This window comes from Limnobaculum allomyrinae, assembly GCF_016649425.1.
Lineage (GTDB): Bacteria > Pseudomonadota > Gammaproteobacteria > Enterobacterales > Enterobacteriaceae > Limnobaculum > Limnobaculum allomyrinae.
In genome coordinates, this window is the sequence record NZ_JADRCR010000018.1 from 1 (window position 1) to 21750 (window position 21750).

The following is a 21750-nucleotide window of genomic DNA, read 5'->3' on the forward strand; positions in this document are numbered from 1 at the left end:
TTCTGTTTTCCTAAAGAATGGTAGAGTTTATAAAAATAACGGTACCGCGCAGTGGGGCTGGGATTTCTTTGGCGCAAATGGCGAAGGTATGGTTTGGAGTAGTACCGCTTCAGAAGCTATGGGACCGAGTACTCCTGCTATTGTAGTCTCTCCATCTGGTGGGGGGTTTAATGGATGGGCTGCGCGTGGGACTGCGTTACAGATTCAATGTAATGATGCGATGAATGCCGCTTATAGCGTATGGAAAGCAGTTCAGCCGGGAAGAGCATGGATAGCAGGGTTAGATCTTTATATGCCGAGTAACAATGTCGGCCTTGTTATGTTGCATGTTAATGATTCAAATTTTCAATTTTCTGGGGTAGGAGATTTTTCTATTCCAGGATCTGTATATTGTACTTCAGTAGTTCAAACATCTGATGAGACCAAAAAATCTGATATAGAAGTGATAGAGAATTCTGATGATATTGTGTCATCGTGGTCTGGAAAAACGTTTACATTAAATTTTAATGATCGCAAATCTGCTGGTGTAATTGCCCAAGAAGTAATGGAAAAATTTCCTGTAGCCGTCACAGTATTACCTGATGGTTCTCTTGCTGTTGATTATAGCGCCCTACAAGCACCGATGATTGAAGCGATGAAAAACCGGATCCGCATTGAAGCGGATTTACTTAAACGCCTTGAAGAAGTTGAACGGTTATTAAGTCTTTCCGGAAAGGAATAGGGATAGAACACTGACAAACTAGCGAATAGTTTCACCATTGTTACGCCATAGTTTCGCCATGAGGGTAAATAGGAAGAGATAAAAACCAGCTATAACTGACTGGTTTTTATGTGGTAATTTGGTCGGCACGAGAGGATTTGAACCTCCGACCCCTGACACCCCATGTAAGTTTGTTGTGGCTCTTGGGCTGTTTCGACTACTTTCCCGTTCTCTTTGTCATATTCTGTGAGCGCAAATTGCAGCTTCATAATAACGAGCCCAGGCGAGGGGGATATGTTTATTGCTATTTTTGTGTCGATCAGCTTGGGTATGAAATTAAAACCCTGATCTTTCTTTTCGTTTGACATAGCGGGCACCAATTCAAGAATTATTGATTGCTGTATATAAACACAGTGCTTAATGGTAGGCAATATAAAGATTAATTCGATGTGTACATATTGGTGTACTTTTTATTTTTAATTTTTTGGAATTTGTATTAATAAATCAATGGTTTGATTTAATTTTAATATGTATCCATTTAACTACGGGGACTTATGCAAGGGCAGCAGTATACCTATTTTTATTCAGAGATTCAGCACTGTTAAGTGCGTTTGGTTAATTAGTGACAGGTTGCTCCAGTTTTGGTTTAAATCAGACTAAAATTACTATTTAGCATTTTATTCTCCTATTTCTGTGATTGGTGGTTTTTAGATGTAGTTCACATTCTTCTGAGTTTCCCATTCAGTGTTTGATCTGAGACCGTATTTTACCCACAATTAGGTACCTAACCGCTCGGTGTGAAGCTACGAGCCGCTAAAAGGCTGTGATATGATAAAGCCAATTTTTACCAATTGAGAGTTATGTGTAATACGATGCTGGAAGCGCAAGGACTGAATTGTATCCGTGATGAAAGAGCTCTGTTTACCGGGCTGAGTTTTGCTATTCATCCCGGAGAGCTGGTCCAGATTGAAGGGCCTAACGGTGCAGGGAAAACCAGCCTGTTACGCATTCTTGCCGGATTAGCCAGCAGTGATGGCGGTGATATTCTCTGGCAGGGGGAATCAACACGTCGTAATCGCGATCGTTATAATCACTCTCTTCTTTATATCGGTCATCAGGCCGGCGTTAAGGCGGTATTAACGCCGTTTGAAAATCTTTCATTCTTTCAGAAATCCTCCGGTAAAAAAGATCCCGATGCCATCTGGAGCGCCCTATCACAAGTTGGTCTGGTGGGATATGAAGATGTACCGGTTGCGCAACTTTCTGCGGGTCAGCATCGTCGGGTAGCGCTGGCGCGTTTGTGGTTGAGTGATGCCCCGCTGTGGATTCTGGATGAACCACTCACCGCCATTGATAAACAGGGTGTAGAGCATTTAACCCGTCTGTTTGAACAACATGCAGAAAAGGGCGGTATTGTGATATTAACGACCCATCAGGACATGATGAGTACCCGCTGTCAGATTCGTAAAATTAAGCTTGATGGTGGGGTGTGGCGCTGATGTTTATTTCGATTTTGCACCGTGAGCTGAAAATTGCCTTTCGCAGAGGCTCTGAAATTATTAACCCGCTGTGGTTCTTCCTGATTGTGGTAACGCTGTTTCCATTAAGTATTGGGCCTGAGCCGCAGCTATTATCCCGTATTGCTCCGGGAGTGGTTTGGGTTGCGGCGCTACTGGCTTCGTTACTCTCGCTGGAACGACTACTGAGAGACGATTTTCTGGATGGTTCACTGGAGCAGCTTATGTTGTTGCCGGTGCCTCTGCCGCTGACTATTCTGGCAAAAGTATGCGCTCACTGGCTGTTAACTGGTTTACCCTTGTTGATTTTATCACCATTGATGGCGCTGCTATTGTCGTTTGATTATGCAACATGGAAAGCGGTGGTGCTGACCCTATTGTTAGGAACACCAACCCTAAGCTTTATTGGGGCAATTGGTGTATCGTTAACTGTTGGCCTGCGTAAAGGCGGGGTTTTACTGAGTTTACTGATACTGCCGTTATATATTCCGGTATTGATTTTTGCGACTTCGGCGATTGATGCCGCATCGATGTCGCTGCCGATTAATGGTTATCTGGCCATTTTAGGCGCTATTTTAGCAGGAACCGCGACGCTAGCACCTTTTGCCGCTTCAGCTGCTTTACGGGTAAGTGTGCAATAACAAACATAATAGTTATTAACTGATTATTTTAATTACAACCAAGTGTGAGCATAAACGACTATGTGGAAGTGGCTACATTCCCTCGCGAAACCAGAGACGCTATATCGTCTCTGCGGTAAGTTTATTCCCTGGCTGGCAATAGCCGGTATCATTAGTTTGTCTGCTGGCTGGATATGGGGATTTGGTTTTGCTCCATCCGACTATCAGCAGGGTGACAGCTTCCGAATTATCTATATCCATGTGCCGGCCGCTATCTGGTCGATGGGGATATACGGTTCCATGGCTATCGCGGCGTTTATTGGCCTGATATGGCAAATGAAATCGGCGGATATGGTGGCCTCAGCAATGGCGCCGGTGGGCGCTATATTTACCTTTATCGCATTAGCCACTGGCTCCGCATGGGGAAAACCAATGTGGGGAACATGGTGGGTATGGGATGCTCGCCTGACGTCTGAATTGGTTCTGTTGTTTCTGTATCTGGGGGCTATTGCTCTCTATAACGCTTTTGATGACAGACGTCTGGCCGGAAGAGCCGCAGGCATTCTGGTGCTGGTTGGGGTAGTGAATTTACCCATTATTCATTTCTCGGTGGAGTGGTGGAATACTCTACATCAGGGGTCAACCAATATGCAGCAAACCGTTGATCCGAGTATGAGAACACCGCTGAGACTCTCTATTTTTGGTTATCTCTTCTTCTTTATTACTTTAACCCTGATGCGGTTACGTAATTTGATTCTTATTCATGACCGCCAGAAACCCTGGGTCGAGTCACTGGTTAGTAAGGGGGCAGGCAAATGACACCGGCATTTTCTTCATGGCAGGAATTTTTTGCAATGGGCGGTTATGGCTTTTTTGTCTGGCTGGCCGTGGCGGCTACGGTGATCCCACTACTGGCTCTGGTTTGGCATACCCGGTGGCAGCGGAAACAATTACTCACGGAAATTCAACGTCGTAAATCTCGTGAAGCCCGCATCGAAAATGCAAAAAATAAGCAGGAGGCAAGCCTATGAATCCGCGTCGTAAGAACCGAATGTATCTGGCAATTGCCGTATTGGTTGGGATGGCGGTAACAATATCATTGGTGTTGTATGCCCTGCGTTCTAATATCGACCTGTTTTACACCCCGGGTGAAATCGTCTACGGTAAAGGTGAAGATAAAATTAAACCTGAACCGGGGCAGCGGTTACGTATTGGCGGCATGGTGATGACAGGATCGGTAAAACGCGACCCTGAATCCCTGAAAGTCAGCTTTAAAGTCTATGATGCCCGTGCTGCAATCGACGTTCACTATGAAGGTATTCTGCCAGACCTGTTCCGTGAAGAACAAAGCGTGGTTGCTCAGGGTGTATTTGAAGAGAACAATGTGATTAATGCTAAAGAAGTATTAGCCAAGCATGATGAGAATTACATGCCGCCAGAAGTGGAAGAGGCGATGAAAGAGAATCATCACCGCCCTGAGGCCGACTATAAAGATAAACCAGCGGCTCAGGGGAATGCTAAATGATACCTGAGATTGGAAATTTTGCGCTGGCGCTGGCAACGGCATTAGCACTACTGTTAAGCATCTATCCGCTATTGGGTGCTTATAAACAAGATGCTCGAATGATGGCCGTATCGCGGCCATTAACCTATGGATTACTGGCGACCACCATGCTGGCTTTTGGCTGCCTGGTGTATGCTTTTATTATTAATGACTTCAGCGTTATTTATGTCGCCACAAACTCTAACAGTCAGCTTCCGGTATATTTCCGTATGGCGGCGGTTTGGGGGGCTCATGAAGGTTCACTGTTGTTATGGATCGTTTTGCTTTCACTGTGGACCGGCGCTGTTGCTCTGTTCAGTAGCAAAATGCCATTGGATGCGGTAGCCAGGGTGTTGTCGGTTTTAGGAATGATTAACGTTGGTTTTCTGCTGTTTGTTATTCTGACCTCTAACCCGTTTACCCGTACTTTACCGATGTTCCCTATTGATGGGCGTGACCTGAATCCGCTGTTGCAGGACGTGGGTCTGATTTTCCATCCACCGTTACTCTATATGGGATATGTTGGTTTCTCGGTGGCCTTTGCGTTTGCCATCTCTTCCCTAATGGTAGGACGTTTAGACACTGCCTGGGCTCGCTGGTCTCGCCCATGGACTACTGCCGCATGGATTTTCCTGACGCTGGGTATCGCTCTCGGTTCTTACTGGGCTTACTACGAGTTAGGCTGGGGCGGATGGTGGTTCTGGGATCCGGTAGAAAACGCCTCGTTGATGCCGTGGATTACCGGTACCGCATTAATGCACTCCCTGGCGGTAACGGAAAAACGAGGCACATTTAAAGCCTGGACGGTATTGCTGGCGATTGTTTCGTTCTCTCTGTGTCTGTTAGGCACTTTCCTGGTGCGTTCGGGTATTCTGGTTTCTGTTCACTCCTTCGCCTCGGATCCGGCGCGCGGTATGTTCATTCTGGCGTTTCTGGTGGTGGTGATTGGTGGGTCTTTGCTGCTGTATGCGGTAAATGGTGCGCGAGTCAGTAAGACCAAGGCTCGTCATGAGTTCTTCTCCCGGGAATCTTTCTTGCTGGGTAACAATATATTGCTGATGGCAGCAATGCTGGTGGTTCTTCTTGGCACATTGTTACCGCTGGTGCATAAACAGTTGGGATTAGGCTCAATCTCTGTTGGTGCGCCATTCTTTGACTCGATGTTTATCTGGCTGATGGTGCCATTCTCCCTGCTATTGGGTGTCGCACCGTTAGTTCGCTGGCGCCGTGATGAGCCCTCGAAGCTGCTAAAACGCCTGATTGTTGCCCTGATTATTACGCTGGCGGCTTCCGTTGCTTTACCATGGCTGTTGCAGGATCAGATTATTGCCATGACAGTATTGGGCCTGATGATGTCCATTTGGGTGGTAGTACTGACGGTGATGGAACTGCATGAACGTGCTACTCATCGTCATGGCTTCTTTAAAGGATTGACCCAACTTTCCCGCAGTCATTGGGGAATGGTGATTGCCCACTTGGGCATGGCCGTTACGGTATTTGGTATTGCCTTTAGTCAAAACTATAGCGTAGAACGTGATGTCCGCATGAAAGATGGCGATAGCATCATGATTCATGATTATAAATTCACTTTCCGCGATGTTCGCGAAATTTCCGGGCCAAACTATACCGGCGGCGCCGGAGAGCTGGAAATTACGCGTAAAGGTAAGCCAGAAGCGACTCTGCACGCCGAGAAACGTTACTACAAAGTGGCTGGCAGCATGATGACTGAAGCGGCTATTGATGGTGGTATCACGCGCGACTTGTATGCCGCATTGGGTGAGCAGCTTAATGACGGAGCCTGGGCAGTCAGAATTTATTACAAACCGTTTATTCGCTGGATTTGGTTCGGCGGTTTGTTTATGGCATTTGGTGGTCTGTTGTGTATTCTGGATCCGCGCTACCGGATTAAAAAGTCCTTAGCCCGTGAGGAGACAGCATGAATAAGAAGCTACTGTTTATTCCATTAATTGTCTTTCTGGGGCTGGTTGTCGCGTTTATGGTTCAGCTACAGCGTAATGCACAGGGCGACGATCCAACTTCCCTTGAATCCGCGTTGATTGGTAAACCGGTACCAAAATTTAAACTGGAGTCGCTGGATATTCCCGGAAAGGTTTACGATCAGGCTGCATTGCATGATGGAAAACCCATGTTGCTAAACGTTTGGGCAACATGGTGCCCAACCTGTTATGCCGAACACCAGTTTTTAAATAAGCTGTCGGCACAAGGGATCCGCGTAGTCGGCCTGAATTATAAAGATGAGCGTAATAAAGCCATTAAATGGCTGAACGATTTGGGCAATCCTTATGCGTTAAGTTTATATGACAATAATGGCATGCTGGGACTGGATCTCGGTGTTTATGGTGCCCCGGAAACTTTCCTGATTGATGGTGATGGCATCGTGCGCTATCGCCATGCCGGCGATCTTAATGACCGTATATGGGAAGAGGAAATTAAACCCCTTTGGATTAAATATCAGGGGAGCGGTTCATAATGTTAAAACGTATTTCATTTATTCTGTTCGGCCTGATGATGACCTTTGTGGCCCACGCGACCATTGATACTTATAACTTTAAGTCGGTGGAAGAGGAGCAACAGTTCCGTGAGCTGACAGGGCAGTTACGCTGTCCTAAGTGCCAAAATAACAGTATTGCTGATTCTAATGCGCCTATTGCAACAGACATGCGGGAGAAAGTGTATGAGCTGATGGAGCAAGGGCAATCGCGGCAGGATATTATCAATTATATGGTCGATCGTTACGGTAATTTTGTCACTTATGAGCCACCGCTTACGCCAGCTACCATATTCTTGTGGTTAGTTCCCGTGTTGTGTGTGGTAATTGGCGCTACCGCGATTGTGATGCTTTCTCGCCGCCGTAAAGTCAGTGCTTCAGGGGCGGAGTCTGAGAGCTTATCTGAGCAAGAAAAAGCACGATTACAGCAACTACTCAGCGATAAAACGGGCGCTAAAGGCAGGAAGAAATCATGATCGCATTTTGGCTAACAATTATTGTATTACTGGTTATTGCTGCGGCATTACTGATCATGCCGACGCTGGGTAAACCTGACCCGAATGCTGACACCGATCGTGATGCAATTAATAAAGCATATTACCAGCAGCGTCTGACAGAATTGAGTGCGGACGAAGAGCAGGGTGTCATTGGCGAACGTGACACGATGATCGCCGAATTACAGCATAACCTGTTGGAAGATATTCCTGAAAGTGAGCGGGCTACAAAACAGGCTCCACTGGGCAAGATGGCGTTAATACCGGGCGTATTACTGCTGGTTGTCGTATCGTTGGGGCTCTATTTTCATACCGGTGGTTTAGCTCAAGTGATGCAGTGGCAGCAAATTGTTAAAATGTTGCCAGAGCTGCGTCAGAAAGCAGATAGTGGCCAGTTGGTGGCGACGGAAGATATCGCTCGCTTTGGACTGGGTTTGCGTACTGAACTGCTCTCCGATCCTGATAACGTTCGGGACTGGACGATGTTGGGGCTGGCCGGTTTAAAACTGGGTGATGGCGAAATGGCATTGCAGGCTTACGAAAAAGCCTGGCAACTGTCGCCAAAAGATAGCTATATTCAGATTATCTACGCTAAATTACTGACCCGTTCTAATAACCCGAATGATATTCAACAGGCCAGCGATATACTGAAAAATATCCTAAAAACTGAACCTGATAATACCGATGCTCTGTCGGCGTTAGCGATGAATGCTTTTGGTCAGGGTAACTTCAATGAAGCGATTATGGCCTGGGAGAAAGTGTTAACCCTGTTGCCAGCTGACGCCAAAGGTCTTGATGTTATCAGAAGTAGCCTTGCTTATGCTAAGGCTCAGGTAACATCTAACGGTTATCGATTAGCGGTTAAACTGGCACTATCGCCAGAGATGGCATCACATTTGCCTGCGCAGGGAAAGGTGATGATAGCGGTGTTGGATGGTGAGTCTCCGATACCGGTAGCAGTTAAACAATTGCCGTTAGATAAATTTCCGTTAGAATTGGCATTAGATGACAGTAATTCGATGATGCCAGCACGTTTACTTTCCAGCCTTAAGCAGGTGAAAGTGAAGGCTACCATTACCAGCAACGATCAGGCTGATACCCAACGTTTGGTTGGTGAAAGTGATGTTCGCTCATTCAGCGGTAAAGAAACTGTCGACGTGACAATTAAGCAGATTAAACAGTAAGTGCTGTGCTGTAAGCCTGCATATTAGGGAGAAAACAATGAAGCGCCGTCTTATCAGTATGGCACTGGCCGGAGTGATGCTAACCGGTTGTGCTAACAGCGGAAGCATGAACGAAGATGGAACTCGTCAGGATCCGCTGGAAGGTTTTAACCGCTCCATGTTCAACTTTAACTACAAATACATGGATCCGTATGTTGTCCGTCCTGTAGCGGTAGTATGGCGTGATTATATGCCACAACCTGCACGTAATGGTTTAAGTAACTTCACCAGTAATCTGGGGGAGCCAGCCAGTATGGTGAACAACTTCCTGCAGGGTAACGTTTATGACGGTTTCCGCCATTTTAACCGCTTTTTCGTCAATACCCTGTTAGGTATGGGCGGTTTTATTGATGTTGCCGGTATGTCGAATGACAAGCTGAAAAAGGGCTATAACAAAGAGTTCGGTCAGGTACTGGGGCACTATAATGTTCCTTACGGTCCTTATGCGGTATTACCTGCTTATGGTTCAGCGACGCTTCGTGATGAAGGCGGTGGCTATGTAGATTACGTTTATCCGGTTCTGAGTTGGATAACTTTCTGGGGTTCAGTGGGTAAATGGACGGTTGAAGGTATCGAAACCCGAGCTCAATTCCTCGATCAGGATCAGATGCTGGCTAACTCACCAGATCCGTATATCTTTGTTCGTGAAGCTTACTTCCAACGTCATGACTTCCTGGCAAACGACGGGAAGGTTGATGCAGAGAAGAATCCAAATGCAGATGCATTGAAAGATCAACTGGATGATATCGATTAATTAATAACGCTATTGATTGAAAAACCAGAGGCCTCCGACTGACAGCGACTGTTATCGGAGGTTTTTTTATAGGATGTTATCCGGGACTTAGTGAGTAAAAAGGATGTATTGATGAAGTATTTGGTGATGATTATTTTGGGGGTATGTTTTACTGGTTCAGCCTTAGCAGGCTGTGCTGAAGATGAAAAAGCACATTGTTCATATTACAAAGCCGGGAAATTAAAGAGCCAAAGCAGCTGCAAGATAACAACCTGTGCAGCAACAGAAGTCTATTTTTTAAGTCAATGGGAGTGGAGCAATGGTAACTATGTTGATATACACATGGATCCGGAAACTAAAAAAGTGACATTAAATGATAAACCGACCTACAGTTTACCTCCTGAACTCTCTGGCAAAATGACCTGTTTTGGCGTGGTGGACAGTGATGAGTTGATGTGCACTGACTCCGGCAATTTCTGAGTAAAAAAAACGCCACTCGTTGGGGAGTGGCGTCAGATATAAAACGGCAGAACGGAATCAGAAAGTATAGTTCAGGTTGATACCGTACAGCCATGCCTTTCCTTCTGAACGGAAAGTGTAGGTTGGGCTATTGGCTGAGTTATTCAGTTTCTCTTCAATCTTCACTTTCTGACCGTGCATATAAGATACACCAAGGTCAACGGAAGCATCTTTGGTGAAGTTATAAGTAGAGCCCAGACTTAACCATAAGCGGTCCTGGTCTGGAATAGAGATAGAGCGCGTTTCAGCAGGCACTGCGCTGTCATCAAACGCAATACCGGCACGCCATGTCCAGCTCTCATCATGATAGTAAGTGGTACCTAATGCGATACGATAGGCATCACGGAAGTTTTCTTTCTTATAAAAAAGAGTTTGACCATCTGAGCCGGTGGCGTTGAGTTCTTTAAATTCGCTCCAACTGGTGTAGCTCAAGCCATAATGCATCGCCCATTTTGGCGCTACTTTATGGTATCCGGACAGTTCCCACACTTCAGGCAGAGACAGGGTTAAATCACCACTCGTGGTTTTACCATTGGTTCCCCATGGCATTCCGGTGGCAGCCTGTAGGGCATTATATTTGGATGGTAGTTCACTGCTGTAGTCACCGCTGAAGTCGATATCTACCTTTGAGCGATAGCTCAAGCCGATGCGGTTCTCTTTATCGATTTCATATAGCAGACCGGCGTTCCAGCCATAGCCCCATTCATCGCCTTTCATATGAACCACTTCGGTATCTCGGGGCATACCGCTGCTGTTCTCACCTGCATAGCGGTTGATTTCTGCTTCCGCATAAATAGCATTAAAACCAGCACCAAAGCTGAAGTAATCATTAATACGGTAAGCGGCACTAAAATTAAGATTACCGGTTTTTAATGAGGTTTTGCCAGCTAAAGGGCCTGCAGCATAATCATCGGCGAATTCGGTAGAAAGACCAAAGTTACTGGTTAAAGAACCACCAACAGCCCAACGATCATTAATTGGGTAGATAAAGTGAAGGTTAGGAACCCATTCGTTTGGCGTAATGTCGCTGACCGACATATCGGCACCTGATGGTGAAGTACCACTGATTTTTACTGTAGGCTGGACGTAAATGGCGCCACCAGAAAATGTAGGGCGGTCAAACATCGTCATTGATGCAGGGTTACGGCTGCCTGATGCAGCATTATCCGCAATCGCACCTTCACCGGAGAATGCACGGCCTAATCCTGAAGCCGATGATTCCTGAAGCTGGAAGCCTGAAGCATAAAGATTGGAAGATACTGCTGCGATAACAATTGCCAATGCTGACTTTCTTAAAATATTTTTGTGGTGCATACCAAAATCTCAAAAGTGATAAAAACTATTACGGATTGTAATAATTGAGGCGGCATTGTAGGGAGTAAGATGTTGGCTGCAGATTAGACCAGTTGAGCGGAATGACTGAGGTTAGGGGGTATTACGGTTGGATACTTTGTGTAAAAGTAAATACTTTTTACATACAGAATAGGTCACATTTTAAGTACATTGAGAACATAAACCATAAAAATAATAATAATCATGCTGTTATGAAAATATTTGTGTGGAATGATTAATTATTGTGCGGACAACTAGCCTGATAATAACAAAGTTCATGCGTAAATTAGGCAGGAAGAGTAGTATAGGAAAGATTATTGAATTTTGAGCTAGATCTCATTCAGGTTTTAAAATAAAACGACCATTCAGCCGTTTTATTCACAGGAGAAGAGTACGATGTCTGATTCATTAAAATGTAATGCACAAGAAACCGCTGCTTGTTGTTGTGTTGACGTTGGCACCGTGATGGACAACACGGATTGCACTGCGTCTTATCAAAACGTGTTTACCAATCGTGGCGAAGCAGAGTTAATGCTGAAGATGCTGACAGAAAAAGCACGGGCAACAGAATCTGAGCCTTGTCTGATAGAAAGTCGTTTAACTGATGTAGCGGACGGCGTTGAATTGAGCATAGACTTCACATTCTCATGTCAGGCTGAAACCATGATTTTCCAACTGGGCCTGCGTTAATCGCCACCAGTTTCTATACAGTTTAGAATAATGCTAACGCCGGAATACCGGCGTTAGCCATAAATGGACGGAGCAAAACATGCAGGTGTTAATTATGCGGCATGGCGAGGCCAGTTATCATGCTGACAGCGATCCGGCTCGCAATTTAACAGAGCGTGGGCGAAAGGAAACGGCTCAAATGACGCTCTGGTTACGGCAAAAAATTGCTGACATTGACTGGGTGTTAGTCAGCCCTTACATTCGGGCTCAACAAACGCTGGATGTAGTCAAAAACGAATTTCCTCTGTTACCTTCTTCTACCATCGAAACGTTCTCAGCTTTAACCCCAGGTGGTGATGCCATGTTATCAGCAGACTATCTGATGACACTGGCGCAGGATGGTGTGGCGTCTGTATTAGTGGTTTCTCATTTACCGCTGGTGGGGTATCTGGTTTCTGAACTTTGCGGCGGGATCTACCCACCCATGTTTAGTACTTCTGCTGTAGCGGGGATTACGCTGGATGCTGAAACGGGCAGAGGCAATCTGGACTGGCAACAAACACCGGGTTTGCTGCGTTAATCGTGAATTATCAGATTTCATTTTAGTAAATATTCCGGCCATGAACACGGCATGTTTGCATAAACAGAGTGCTGGCCGGAAAAGTTAATCATCTAAAGCCCCAGCCGATGCGCTACTACTTCTTCCAGCAAACGCACTAACTCCGGATCCATATACTTATAGTCGTCGGGAATATCCAACACGTGAATGGTTTTATGCTCTATCAAACGCTGATATTCCGCCACAATACGGTTCTTATGTTTTTGTTCCATAACGCAAATAACATCAGCCCACTGCAATAATGCCGGGGTTAATGGTTTGCGGGCATTGCGACTGGTTCCGGCCGATTTTACCGAGAGTTCAGGGTGGCGACGCCATACCTGCTCTGCGGTAGGGCTTCGCCACTGGTTACGACTACAAACAAACAGCACATTCATGCGGCAATCAGGCCTCTTCCATGGCTTTTAGCGTTCGTTGACTGTTGGATATTCTGGGATACTCAATACCTAATTGCACCGCTCTCGCCAGCTTATCTCCACGGGTATAGAGCATTTTCCAGTTTTTTTCTCCACGATAGTCGTCTTTTGCCCGACCACTCTGGTGTTTTTTACATTTATTTTGTGAGAGCCGCCAGGCCCGATTTCGGATGTTATCCATATTTGATGCCTCATCAGATTAATCGTGGTTCAGCAGCCGCGATAATACAGAGAGGTTGGGACGGGTTAGCGTCCTGCTTTATGATACCGAATGTCGCCGATAACCGTCCAGTGGCTAAAGGGGAAAAGAGCGCAGGTAAGTAGTGAACAGCTTGATACATGGCTAACGATGAGAGGGTTCCACAGAGAATGGAAAGCCAGAGAACTTCAAAATCTAACTGTCTCCAAAAAATAAACAGAAGGGTTGGGAGTAATCCCGACGTTATTGCACCAACCAGCGCGGCAAAAGGAAACTTTTGATACAACGGCGTTAAGTTGGCCATAATGATTCCAGTTGCCAGTGCCGGTAAACTTCCCCAGATATAGGTAATAAGCAGAACAAAAGGTAGCTCACGGACGATATCGCGCAAGAAACCAGATGGATAATCCGTATAGATATATATCGTGGGAATAGCAACAACCAGCCCAATTAACGGCCCCAAAAGCGTAAACCAGACGGCGTTATTTATTATTCGATGTGTTTTACTCATATGTGGCAACTCCCTGTAATGGCGATAAGTGAACTATTTTAGAGACAAGCATGCGTTTTTTGCGCTGGAGGTTCGCCCTGTAAATATCGCAGGGTTTGATACATGATGACTGATGAAACAGTGCCGCAGAAAGTTGAAAGTCCGACAATTTCAAGATCGAAGTCTGACAAATAAACAGTCATTATTATCGAGAATAGTGCGGAAGTTAGCGCACCGACCAGCGCAAAAAAAGAAAGTTTTTGATAAAAAGGGGAGAAACAGGCGGTAATAATACCGGCGGATAATGCGGGTAGACTCCCCCAGATGTAGGTAAGGACTAATAATAAAGATAATCTGTTGGCGAAATAGGGAAACAAGGGAAATGGGTAGTCCAAAATGATCTGCATAACAGGGATAGCAACGAGTAACCCAATTAATGGTCCCAAAAGCGTAAACCAGACAGCATTTCGTTTTATTTGATGCATTTTACTCATATCTGCAATTTCCTGCGGTGGGCATCATCAGACTTTCCGGCAGGTTAACTGGAGTATGTGAAAATAGCGTGAAGTCAGAATGGAGAGGGTTCTTCCGAAGTTTCCTGAGCAATTAATACCAATATTGAGGCGTTACCACCGAACTCTTTAGGTGCCTGATGAAAGGCCATCACATCAGGATGCTGAGCCAGCCACAGCGGCGTCTGCTGTTTCAGCACATAGGTGCCATAACCATGCATAATACAGGCACAGTGAACATGCTCCCGACGGCAGGCGGCGATTAATGCCCCTAACTCTTGTTTTGCCTCGGCTTGTGTTAACCCATGCAGGTCAAGAAATAGCTCCGGTGAGTAATCACCACGACGGAGTTTTTTTACCTCATAGCTATTAGCGCCGGGTCGCACATAACGAATCGGACTATCTTCACTCAGCAAAGGTTGAAACTCATCAGAAAAATAGAAACTGGCATCTATCTGCTCCTGAAGCAGGCGTTCTACCGGCCGCTTCTTAACTTTAGGCTTAATGCGATGCAGCGCCTTATCCTGGCGCAGGGGTTTTATTCCACGAACCGAGTCCCGAAATAGCGCATGTTCTTCATCTGATAAGGTAAATTTATTTTTCTTCAAGAGTTCAAAATTGACTAAATGTGATAAAAGATAGCGCTTAGTGTAACCCGAACGAGCGTTCTGTCCACGTCAGATCTAAAATGAGTGGGATTATTTATACTGAATTGATAGCAGAATTACGCGTGATTACAGCTGATTTGTTACAAGCTTCGTGGCAAACTAGGGGGTTATTTGCGAATTCTATTCCTTGCCGGAGGGCTCATTGGACAAAATTTTTGTAGATGAAGTGGTTAACGACATGCATACCATTCAGGATATGCTGCGTTGGTCCGTCAGTCGTTTTAATGCGGCAAGTATTTATTATGGGCATGGAACGGATAATCCATGGGATGAAGCTGTTCAACTGGTGCTGCCAACACTGTTCCTGCCGCTGGATATTCCTCCTGAAATGTATTTTTCTCGCCTGACGCTTAGTGAGCGCCAGCGTATTGTTGAGCGCGTTATTCGCCGGGTTAATGAACGTCTACCTGTGGCCTATTTGACCAATAAAGCCTGGTTTGCCGGTCATGAATTCTTTGTTGATGAGCGGGTGTTGGTACCTCGTTCGCCAATTGGTGAACTGATTAACAATCGTTTTGAATCACTGATTACCCAGGAACCACAGACGATTTTGGATATGTGTACCGGCAGCGGTTGTATCGCAATAGCCTGTGCCTATGCTTTCCCTGAGGCTGAAGTCGATGCGGTTGATATTTCTGTTGATGCGCTGGCAGTAACTGAACAAAATATTGAAGCTCATCGTATGGAGCATAGAGTTACGCCAATTCGTTCCGATCTGTTCCGCGATATGCCGCCGGTAAAATATGATTTAATTGTTACTAATCCGCCTTATGTGGATGCAGAAGATATGTCCGACCTGCCAAAAGAGTTCCGCTATGAACCGGAACTGGGGCTGGCAGCAGGTACTGATGGTCTGAAACTGGTGCGTCGTATTCTGGCTCGTGCGCCGGATTATCTGAATGAAGATGGCGTACTGATTTGCGAAGTGGGTAACAGTATGGTGCATTTGATGGATGAATATCCGGATATTCCATTTACCTGGCTGGAGTTTGAGTTCGGCGGTGACGGCGTATTTATGCTGACGCGGGATCAACTGCTGGCATGCAGCGAACATTTTCGCCTTTATCGCGACTAATAATTATCGCAACTAATGGGTTGTGACAATCACTTTTACCGGGCTATTGAACGCTCTGATGATAAATAACAGCTAAGGAGCCGTGATGGCAGGGAACAGTATTGGAGAATTATTCCGTGTGACGACCTTTGGTGAGTCACACGGTGTGGCATTAGGATGTATTGTTGACGGTGTACCTCCTGGTATTCCGTTGACTGAAGCTGATTTGCAGCACGATTTGGATCGTCGTCGTCCGGGGACTTCCCGCTATACTACCCAGCGTCGAGAGCCTGACAGCGTTCGTATCTTATCCGGCGTATTTGAAGGGGTTACTACCGGCACCAGTATTGGTCTGTTGATAGAGAACACCGATCAGCGCTCACAAGATTATGGTGAAATTAAAGATCTGTTTCGTCCGGGGCATGCTGATTACACTTACCAGCAAAAGTATGGCCTGCGTGATTATCGCGGCGGCGGTCGTTCTTCTGCCCGTGAAACGGCGATGCGGGTAGCGGCAGGGGCGATTGCTAAAAAGTATCTGCAACAGCAGTTTGGTATTCAGATCCGCGGTTATCTGTCACAAATGGGTGATATTAGCTGTGAGCTAAAAGATTGGGATCAGGTAGAACAGAACCCGTTTTTCTGCCCGGATGTCAACCGTCTGGAAGCGCTGGATGAACTGATGCGTGAATTAAGAAAGGCGGGTGACTCCATCGGTGCCAAAGTAACGGTAGTGGCAGACGCGGTGCCTGTTGGATTAGGTGAACCGGTTTTTGACCGTCTGGATGCCGATCTGGCCCATGCATTGATGAGTATTAATGCGGTCAAAGGCGTTGAGATTGGTGATGGTTTTGCCGTAGTGAATAAACGCGGCAGTGAAAATCGTGATGAGATTACACCAGAAGGGTTCCTGAGTAACCACGCTGGCGGCATTCTCGGTGGTATCAGCAGCGGGCAGCAAATTGTTGCTAATATTGCGCTGAAACCGACGTCCAGCATTACTATTCCTGGGCGGACGATCAATAAGCAGGGCGAAGCAGTAGAAATGATTACCCGTGGTCGTCATGACCCTTGTGTTGGTATTCGTGCGGTGCCGATCGCGGAAGCGATGATGGCAATTGTTTTAATGGATCACTTGATGCGCAACCGCGCACAGTGCAATGACGTGAAATCAGACGTTCCACGTTGGTAAGGAAATGAGTAATGAAAAAATGGTTTTTAGTCGCGGCAGCGCTGGCATTTAGCGCCTCAGTAACAGCAGCTACTCCGTGGCAGAAAGTGAAGGAACCCGTTCCCGGTGAGCCTCAGGCGATTGGCGGTTTCTCTAACGGTTGTATTATTGGTGCTCAACCTCTGGAACTGCAGGGTGAAGGGTATCAGGTGATGCGTAGCCAGCAGTTACGCTATTTTGGTCACCCGGATTTACTGTCATTTATCGATCGTTTAACTACTGAAACTCAGGCAAATGGTTTAGGTAATGTGCTGGTGGGTGATATGGGAATGCCTGCCGGTGGACGTTTTGCTACCGGGCATGCCAGTCATCAGAGCGGTCTGGACGTAGATATTTGGTTACAGTTACCCACTTCTCGCTGGAGTGCCACTCAGTTAAAAAATCCGAGAGCGATTGATTTAGTCTCTGGTGACGGCAAGCGCGTCGTTGAAAGCCTGTGGCAACCACAAGTTGGTGAGCTGATTAAACTGGCTGCCAGCGATCGCGATGTTACACGTATTTTTGTTCATCCGGCAATTAAGCAGAAGCTGTGTCAAACTGCCGGAACCGATCGCACCTGGTTGCGTAAAGTTCGCCCATGGTTTGGTCATCGCGCCCATATGCATGTGCGTTTACGCTGTCCGGCAGATAGCCATGACTGCGAAGAGCAGGCGGCAATTCCTGCTGGCGATGGTTGTGGAGCAGAATTGACCAGTTGGTTGGAAGCGCCAGCCAAATTACCAAACGCTAAACCTAAAGATCCGGTTATTCCGGAACCGCCGGCAGCATGTAAAGCACTGATAGTGAATAATTTTAAGGCAGAATAATAAATGGAGTGGCTTCCGCTCGGCGTTGAGATTTATCTGATTTTATTTTTTGTTGCAATGCTGGCCGGATTTATTGACTCCATTGCGGGTGGTGGCGGGCTGATTAGCCTGCCAGCACTAATGTCAGTCGGTATTCCGCCTGCCCAGGCGCTTGCCACCAATAAGTTACAGTCTATTGGCGGATCGTTTTCCGCCAGTCTCTATTTTATCCGCCAGAAAGCGGTGGATTTAAAAGACCAGCGATGGACTATTTTGCTGACTTTTATTGGCGCCATGTTTGGCGCCATTCTTATTCAGCATATTGACGCAGATATTTTACGTTCTATTCTGCCGTTGTTGGTTATTGCCATTGGGCTCTACTTCATTTTTAGCCCTAAAGTAGGGGAAGCGGATCGGCAGAAACGTTTAACCACCTGGCCTTTTGCTTTCGTTGCCGGATTTTGCGTGGGTTTTTACGATGGGTTTTTTGGACCCGGTGCCGGTTCTTTCTTTGCCTTAGCCTATGTTACACTGCGCGGCTTCAATCTGACCAAATCCACGGCTCATGCCAAAGTGTTGAACTTCACTTCGAATCTGGCTTCATTGCTGTTTTTTATTCTGGGCGGCAAGGTGGTATGGAGCGTTGGCCTGGTGATGTTATGTGGTCAGGTTATTGGTGCCCGTAGTGGTGCTCGTATGGTACTGACCAAAGGGCAAAAACTGATACGGCCTATGCTGATTACCGTGTCGTTCGTGATGAGTTGTAAACTTATATACGACAACCACAGCGCTGAGATTCATCAGTGGGTTGCAGGTTTTTTCTAATAAAAAAGTAGGGATACACCCTCTTAATACAGAGTGACGTTAATTGACCAGACAACATAATCCTCAGGATCTTATCGATCTGTTTGAGCAAACCTTTGGCCAGGATTACCAGACTAAATTGGTTCAGGGTGATGATGAACCTATCTATCTGCCGGCAGATGATAGTACTCCTTACCATCAGGTGGTTTTTGCCCATGGTTTTTACGCCAGCGCTTTTCATGAAATTTCTCACTGGTGTATTGCCGGAGAGCAGCGGCGTCAACAGGTTGATTACGGTTACTGGTATTGCCCGGATGGGCGTAGTGCTGATAAACAGTCTGAGTTTGAAGTGGTAGAGATTAAACCACAGGCGTTTGACTGGTTTTTCTGCGTGGCATCGGGTTATCCATTTAACGTGAGTTGCGATAATCTGGAAGGGGATTTTCAGCCAGACCGTATTGCGTTTCAACGTAAGGTTCATGCTCAGGTAATGGACTATCTGGAGAAGGGGATACCAGAGAGACCAGCCCGTTTTATTCAGGCGCTACAAAAATTCTACCAGACCAGGCCATTAACGGCGGATGATTTTCCTTATCCGGAATACCCTACGGGTTGGTGCAATTAATTTACTCTGATCTTAAATTCAGAAGGGCTGTTACTGCCCGATTAACCATTAACCAAATCTATTAATAAAATAGAGAGACCGCATGATTGCAGAATTAGAGAACCGCATATTGGATCTGATCGACAGTAATGTAGAACATGCCAGTGATGATGAACTGTTTGCCGGTGGTTATTTACGTGGTCATATTACGCTGGCAGCGGCTCAGGCAGAAGAGCAGGGCAGCAGTAGTTTGAGCGATTATGCACAGCTGATTGAACAAAGTCTGGATAAAGCCATTAAGGCCGGTGAACTTTCGCCTCCGGATCAGGTGCTGGTTTTTAATCTGTGGAAGAGTTTGCAGCAGAAAGTAGAATAATCCGTTTTACTTTTTAAGGTTCGGACGAAGAAAATACGCGTCCGAACCCGAAGTGATTTACAGCGGTGTTCCTTTCAGTAGTTTTCTTACCCAGAGTCGATTTGGGTTCAGCGCAGCCAAAATATCCGCAGGCAACGGCAGTGGTTCATTAAAGATTTGCCCTGCCAGTGTTTCTGCCAGCAGTGGGGCTGAACAAAGACCGCGTGAACCCAATCCGCTCAGCATATACAGCCCCGGCCATACCGGAGCCTGCTCCACTTTTTCACCGCGTTTTAGTTTGCGATCCAGATGCCGGTAGGATTCTCGTAACCGTGGGTAATCTGCGACGGCTCCCATCATTGGCAAGTGGTCACGAATGGCGCTACGGACGCTGCACCGGGCTAATTTGTCGCTGATATCAATATGTCGTGGCCAGTCGATATCCGGCAAACAGTTTAACAGGCGCTGGCGATTTTCTTGCTGTTCCGACTGGCGATAATCGATTTGACTGTCTCCCCGACCATAGCTGGCACCAATACAATGGTATTGATGATTGATATCCACTGGTGTCATATAGCCATCGTAGCAAATGACCTGTTTTAGTTGGCTTAGCACGGAACTGGTTGGAACCTGTGATACCTGACCGCGTACCGGGGTGAGTGATAGTGGGGTGGTTTGTTCAAATTCAGTTACCTGATAGCCATTCGCTAAAATGACAGTAGCATGCTGGGCTATTTCCCCATGGCTGAAGGTTAACTCCCATCCTTGTTCCGCTAGTTTTAATCCAGTGAGAGAGTGCTGGTAACAGGTTTTCATTCCAAGCGTTTGCGCATGGTTTAATGCATTGGCAGTTAACTGTCGGGGAGAAAGCCATCCTCCTAAAGGATAATGAATACCTCCGCAGCCGGTAGGTAGCCCACATAACGTTTCAGCCTGTTGTTGTGACAAACCATAGGCGATCTCTGGCAAAGGATTGGATGCCAGAATGACGTCATTTTTATTTCGACTCTTTTCGTCATAGCCCAGTTGGGTTACACCACACCATTGATGGTCAAAGTCTATCCCTTCCCTTAACAGACTATCGTAACGCTGGCGGGCAAAGGTAAATGCATGACTAAAGAAACGGGTCATTACATTTTCTCGCCCTAACAGGGGGTAGAGAGCTCCCTGATAGTTTCCTGATGCGCCTTGTGCCGGCAACTCATCGGTACAATAGAGCGTGACCTTCGCCCCGCGACGCAGTAACGCCAGCGCCGTCATAGCACTGGCGATACCACCACCAATAATCGCTACATCCATTGGCTGTTGGGCACATGGGCTGGTATACCACGGCGCATTTAACGGTTGTTGAAGAGGCAAGTTGGGCTGACGGATGCCCACCAACATCTCTCGTTTCTGCCCAAAACCTTTAATACGTGAAACATCAAAACCTGCTTCCTGCAAGCCCCTGCGAACGAATCCGGCAGCCGTAAAGGTGGCAAAGGTACCCTGTTCGGCAGCAAGCCTGACCATTTGTTGAAACAGTAGCGGAGTCCACATTTCCGGGTTTTTAGAGGGAGCGAAACCGTCAAGAAACCAGGCATCTACCTTGCCATTAATGCTGTCATCAAGTTGAGGCAGTAGCGTATTCACATCCCCAAACCACAGATCCAGCGTGACCCGTCCATCATCCAGTAACAACCGATGACAGCCAGGCAAGGCAGAAGGCCATTGTTGTTGTAGCTGTTCGCATAACGATGAAAATTGTGGCCATGCCTGATGAACCTGCTGTAAGTCTTCACCTCGTAAAGGAAATTTTTCAAAGCTAATGAAATGCAGATGTTTCAGCTGAGATCTCTGATGGCTTGCATAAAACTGACGAAAAGCATGCCATAAGGTAAGAAAGTTTAACCCGGTGCCAAACCCGGTTTCAGCTACGGTAAAACTACGCTTAGCATGCGCAGAGAATCTTTCAGGAATGCGATTACCCGTTAGAAAAACATATTTCGTCTCTTCCTGACCATCCTGATTAGAAAAATAGACATCATCAAATTCTCGGGAAACAGGTGTACCCTGTTCGTTCCAATTGAGGTCAGCATGTTGGATTGGGGTGCCATTCACGTTAAAAGACCGTCTGTTCAAGTGCTAGCGAGATCATAATGATGGACGACTCGT

General features: G+C 46.4%; 27 protein-coding genes. 20 read left to right on the top strand and 7 right to left on the bottom strand.

Features of this window, described 5'->3' with window-relative positions; translation table 11 throughout:
- The 12 genes from I2494_RS19670 to I2494_RS19725 form a co-directional block, all read left to right on the top strand.
- A partial coding sequence (locus I2494_RS19670; protein ID WP_228351035.1) for a tail fiber domain-containing protein occupies nucleotides 1–721 on the top strand: 721 nt, incomplete at its 5' end.
- An 851-nt stretch (nucleotides 722–1572) separates the two neighbouring features.
- Nucleotides 1573–2199, top strand: a complete 627-nt coding sequence (ccmA, locus tag I2494_RS19675) for a cytochrome c biogenesis heme-transporting ATPase CcmA (RefSeq protein ID WP_218468708.1) — start codon at nucleotides 1573–1575, stop codon at nucleotides 2197–2199.
- The gene (ccmB, locus tag I2494_RS19680) at nucleotides 2199–2858 is read left to right on the top strand and encodes a heme exporter protein CcmB (protein WP_130591953.1); all 660 of its coding nucleotides are present in this window, start codon (nucleotides 2199–2201) and stop codon (nucleotides 2856–2858) included. The genes ccmA and ccmB overlap by 1 nt, the downstream gene beginning before the upstream one ends.
- A 60-nt stretch (nucleotides 2859–2918) precedes the next feature.
- Nucleotides 2919–3656, top strand: coding sequence for a heme ABC transporter permease (locus I2494_RS19685; protein WP_218468704.1), 738 nt, complete (start codon nucleotides 2919–2921; stop codon nucleotides 3654–3656).
- Complete coding sequence (gene ccmD / locus I2494_RS19690; RefSeq protein ID WP_130591951.1) at nucleotides 3653–3868, top strand: heme exporter protein CcmD; 216 nt, start codon at nucleotides 3653–3655, stop codon at nucleotides 3866–3868. The genes I2494_RS19685 and ccmD overlap by 4 nt, the downstream gene beginning before the upstream one ends.
- Nucleotides 3865–4362: a cytochrome c maturation protein CcmE gene (ccmE, locus tag I2494_RS19695; RefSeq protein ID WP_218468703.1), complete on the top strand. Its 498-nt coding sequence runs from the start codon at nucleotides 3865–3867 to the stop codon at nucleotides 4360–4362. Before ccmD ends, ccmE begins: the two co-directional genes overlap by 4 nt.
- A complete protein-coding gene (locus I2494_RS19700; RefSeq protein ID WP_218468702.1) occupies nucleotides 4359–6320 on the top strand; it encodes a heme lyase CcmF/NrfE family subunit in 1962 nt (653 codons plus the stop codon). Before ccmE ends, I2494_RS19700 begins: the two co-directional genes overlap by 4 nt.
- On the top strand, nucleotides 6317–6871 hold the full coding sequence (locus tag I2494_RS19705) for a DsbE family thiol:disulfide interchange protein (RefSeq protein ID WP_140918245.1): 555 nt from the start codon (nucleotides 6317–6319) through the stop codon (nucleotides 6869–6871). Before I2494_RS19700 ends, I2494_RS19705 begins: the two co-directional genes overlap by 4 nt.
- Nucleotides 6871–7365, top strand: coding sequence for a cytochrome c-type biogenesis protein (locus I2494_RS19710; protein ID WP_267081357.1), 495 nt, complete (start codon nucleotides 6871–6873; stop codon nucleotides 7363–7365). The genes I2494_RS19705 and I2494_RS19710 overlap by 1 nt, the downstream gene beginning before the upstream one ends.
- The gene (gene ccmI, locus I2494_RS19715) at nucleotides 7362–8567 is read left to right on the top strand and encodes a c-type cytochrome biogenesis protein CcmI (RefSeq protein ID WP_218468701.1); all 1206 of its coding nucleotides are present in this window, start codon (nucleotides 7362–7364) and stop codon (nucleotides 8565–8567) included. The genes I2494_RS19710 and ccmI overlap by 4 nt, the downstream gene beginning before the upstream one ends.
- Nucleotides 8568–8604: 37 nt before the next feature.
- Nucleotides 8605–9360, top strand: coding sequence for a phospholipid-binding lipoprotein MlaA (mlaA, locus tag I2494_RS19720; protein WP_218468700.1), 756 nt, complete (start codon nucleotides 8605–8607; stop codon nucleotides 9358–9360).
- Between the two features lie 111 nt (nucleotides 9361–9471).
- Nucleotides 9472–9819, top strand: coding sequence for a hypothetical protein (locus tag I2494_RS19725; RefSeq protein ID WP_218468699.1), 348 nt, complete (start codon nucleotides 9472–9474; stop codon nucleotides 9817–9819).
- A 57-nt stretch (nucleotides 9820–9876) separates the two neighbouring features.
- Here I2494_RS19725 and fadL read toward each other — a convergent pair whose 3' ends face one another.
- Nucleotides 9877–11172 (bottom strand): long-chain fatty acid transporter FadL, encoded by a 1296-nt coding sequence (gene fadL, locus I2494_RS19730; RefSeq protein WP_218468698.1) that lies wholly within the window; start codon nucleotides 11170–11172, stop codon nucleotides 9877–9879.
- 414 nt (nucleotides 11173–11586) lie between these two features.
- Between fadL and I2494_RS19735 the strand changes: the two genes are divergently transcribed.
- Nucleotides 11587–11880: a YfcZ/YiiS family protein gene (locus I2494_RS19735; protein WP_218468697.1), complete on the top strand. Its 294-nt coding sequence runs from the start codon at nucleotides 11587–11589 to the stop codon at nucleotides 11878–11880.
- A gap of 79 nt (nucleotides 11881–11959) precedes the next feature.
- Nucleotides 11960–12439 carry a phosphohistidine phosphatase SixA gene (gene sixA, locus I2494_RS19740; RefSeq protein WP_218468696.1) on the top strand — a complete coding sequence of 160 codons (480 nt, stop codon included), beginning with the start codon at nucleotides 11960–11962 and terminating at the stop codon, nucleotides 12437–12439.
- 92 nt (nucleotides 12440–12531) lie between these two features.
- Here sixA and I2494_RS19745 read toward each other — a convergent pair whose 3' ends face one another.
- From I2494_RS19745 to smrB, 5 genes are all read right to left on the bottom strand, one after another.
- On the bottom strand, nucleotides 12532–12855 hold the full coding sequence (locus I2494_RS19745) for a low molecular weight protein tyrosine phosphatase family protein (RefSeq protein ID WP_218468695.1): 324 nt from the start codon (nucleotides 12853–12855) through the stop codon (nucleotides 12532–12534).
- A 7-nt stretch (nucleotides 12856–12862) separates the two neighbouring features.
- Nucleotides 12863–13075, bottom strand: a complete 213-nt coding sequence (locus tag I2494_RS19750; protein WP_218468694.1) for a hypothetical protein — start codon at nucleotides 13073–13075, stop codon at nucleotides 12863–12865.
- Nucleotides 13076–13088: 13 nt separating this feature from the next.
- The gene (locus I2494_RS19755; protein ID WP_218468693.1) at nucleotides 13089–13604 is read right to left on the bottom strand and encodes a hypothetical protein; all 516 of its coding nucleotides are present in this window, start codon (nucleotides 13602–13604) and stop codon (nucleotides 13089–13091) included.
- A 38-nt stretch (nucleotides 13605–13642) separates the two neighbouring features.
- Nucleotides 13643–14077: a hypothetical protein gene (locus tag I2494_RS19760; RefSeq protein WP_218468692.1), complete on the bottom strand. Its 435-nt coding sequence runs from the start codon at nucleotides 14075–14077 to the stop codon at nucleotides 13643–13645.
- Nucleotides 14078–14151: 74 nt separating this feature from the next.
- The gene (gene smrB, locus I2494_RS19765) at nucleotides 14152–14703 is read right to left on the bottom strand and encodes an endonuclease SmrB (RefSeq protein WP_218468691.1); all 552 of its coding nucleotides are present in this window, start codon (nucleotides 14701–14703) and stop codon (nucleotides 14152–14154) included.
- Nucleotides 14704–14905: 202 nt separating this feature from the next.
- Between smrB and prmB the strand changes: the two genes are divergently transcribed.
- The 6 genes from prmB (at nucleotide 14906) to I2494_RS19795 (ending at nucleotide 19617) form a co-directional block, all read left to right on the top strand.
- Complete coding sequence (gene prmB / locus I2494_RS19770) at nucleotides 14906–15838, top strand: 50S ribosomal protein L3 N(5)-glutamine methyltransferase (protein WP_218468690.1); 933 nt, start codon at nucleotides 14906–14908, stop codon at nucleotides 15836–15838.
- Nucleotides 15839–15923: 85 nt separating this feature from the next.
- The gene (aroC, locus tag I2494_RS19775) at nucleotides 15924–17009 is read left to right on the top strand and encodes a chorismate synthase (protein ID WP_218468689.1); all 1086 of its coding nucleotides are present in this window, start codon (nucleotides 15924–15926) and stop codon (nucleotides 17007–17009) included.
- Nucleotides 17010–17020: 11 nt separating this feature from the next.
- A complete protein-coding gene (gene mepA, locus I2494_RS19780; protein ID WP_218468688.1) occupies nucleotides 17021–17854 on the top strand; it encodes a penicillin-insensitive murein endopeptidase in 834 nt (277 codons plus the stop codon).
- Between the two features lie 3 nt (nucleotides 17855–17857).
- Nucleotides 17858–18658, top strand: coding sequence for a sulfite exporter TauE/SafE family protein (locus I2494_RS19785; RefSeq protein ID WP_218468687.1), 801 nt, complete (start codon nucleotides 17858–17860; stop codon nucleotides 18656–18658).
- Between the two features lie 43 nt (nucleotides 18659–18701).
- Nucleotides 18702–19262, top strand: coding sequence for an elongation factor P hydroxylase (locus tag I2494_RS19790; protein WP_218468686.1), 561 nt, complete (start codon nucleotides 18702–18704; stop codon nucleotides 19260–19262).
- A gap of 82 nt (nucleotides 19263–19344) precedes the next feature.
- The gene (locus tag I2494_RS19795; protein WP_218468685.1) at nucleotides 19345–19617 is read left to right on the top strand and encodes a YfcL family protein; all 273 of its coding nucleotides are present in this window, start codon (nucleotides 19345–19347) and stop codon (nucleotides 19615–19617) included.
- Nucleotides 19618–19674: 57 nt separating this feature from the next.
- Here I2494_RS19795 and mnmC read toward each other — a convergent pair whose 3' ends face one another.
- Nucleotides 19675–21696, bottom strand: coding sequence for a bifunctional tRNA (5-methylaminomethyl-2-thiouridine)(34)-methyltransferase MnmD/FAD-dependent 5-carboxymethylaminomethyl-2-thiouridine(34) oxidoreductase MnmC (gene mnmC, locus I2494_RS19800; protein ID WP_218468684.1), 2022 nt, complete (start codon nucleotides 21694–21696; stop codon nucleotides 19675–19677).
- Between the last annotated feature and the right edge of the window lie 54 nt (nucleotides 21697–21750).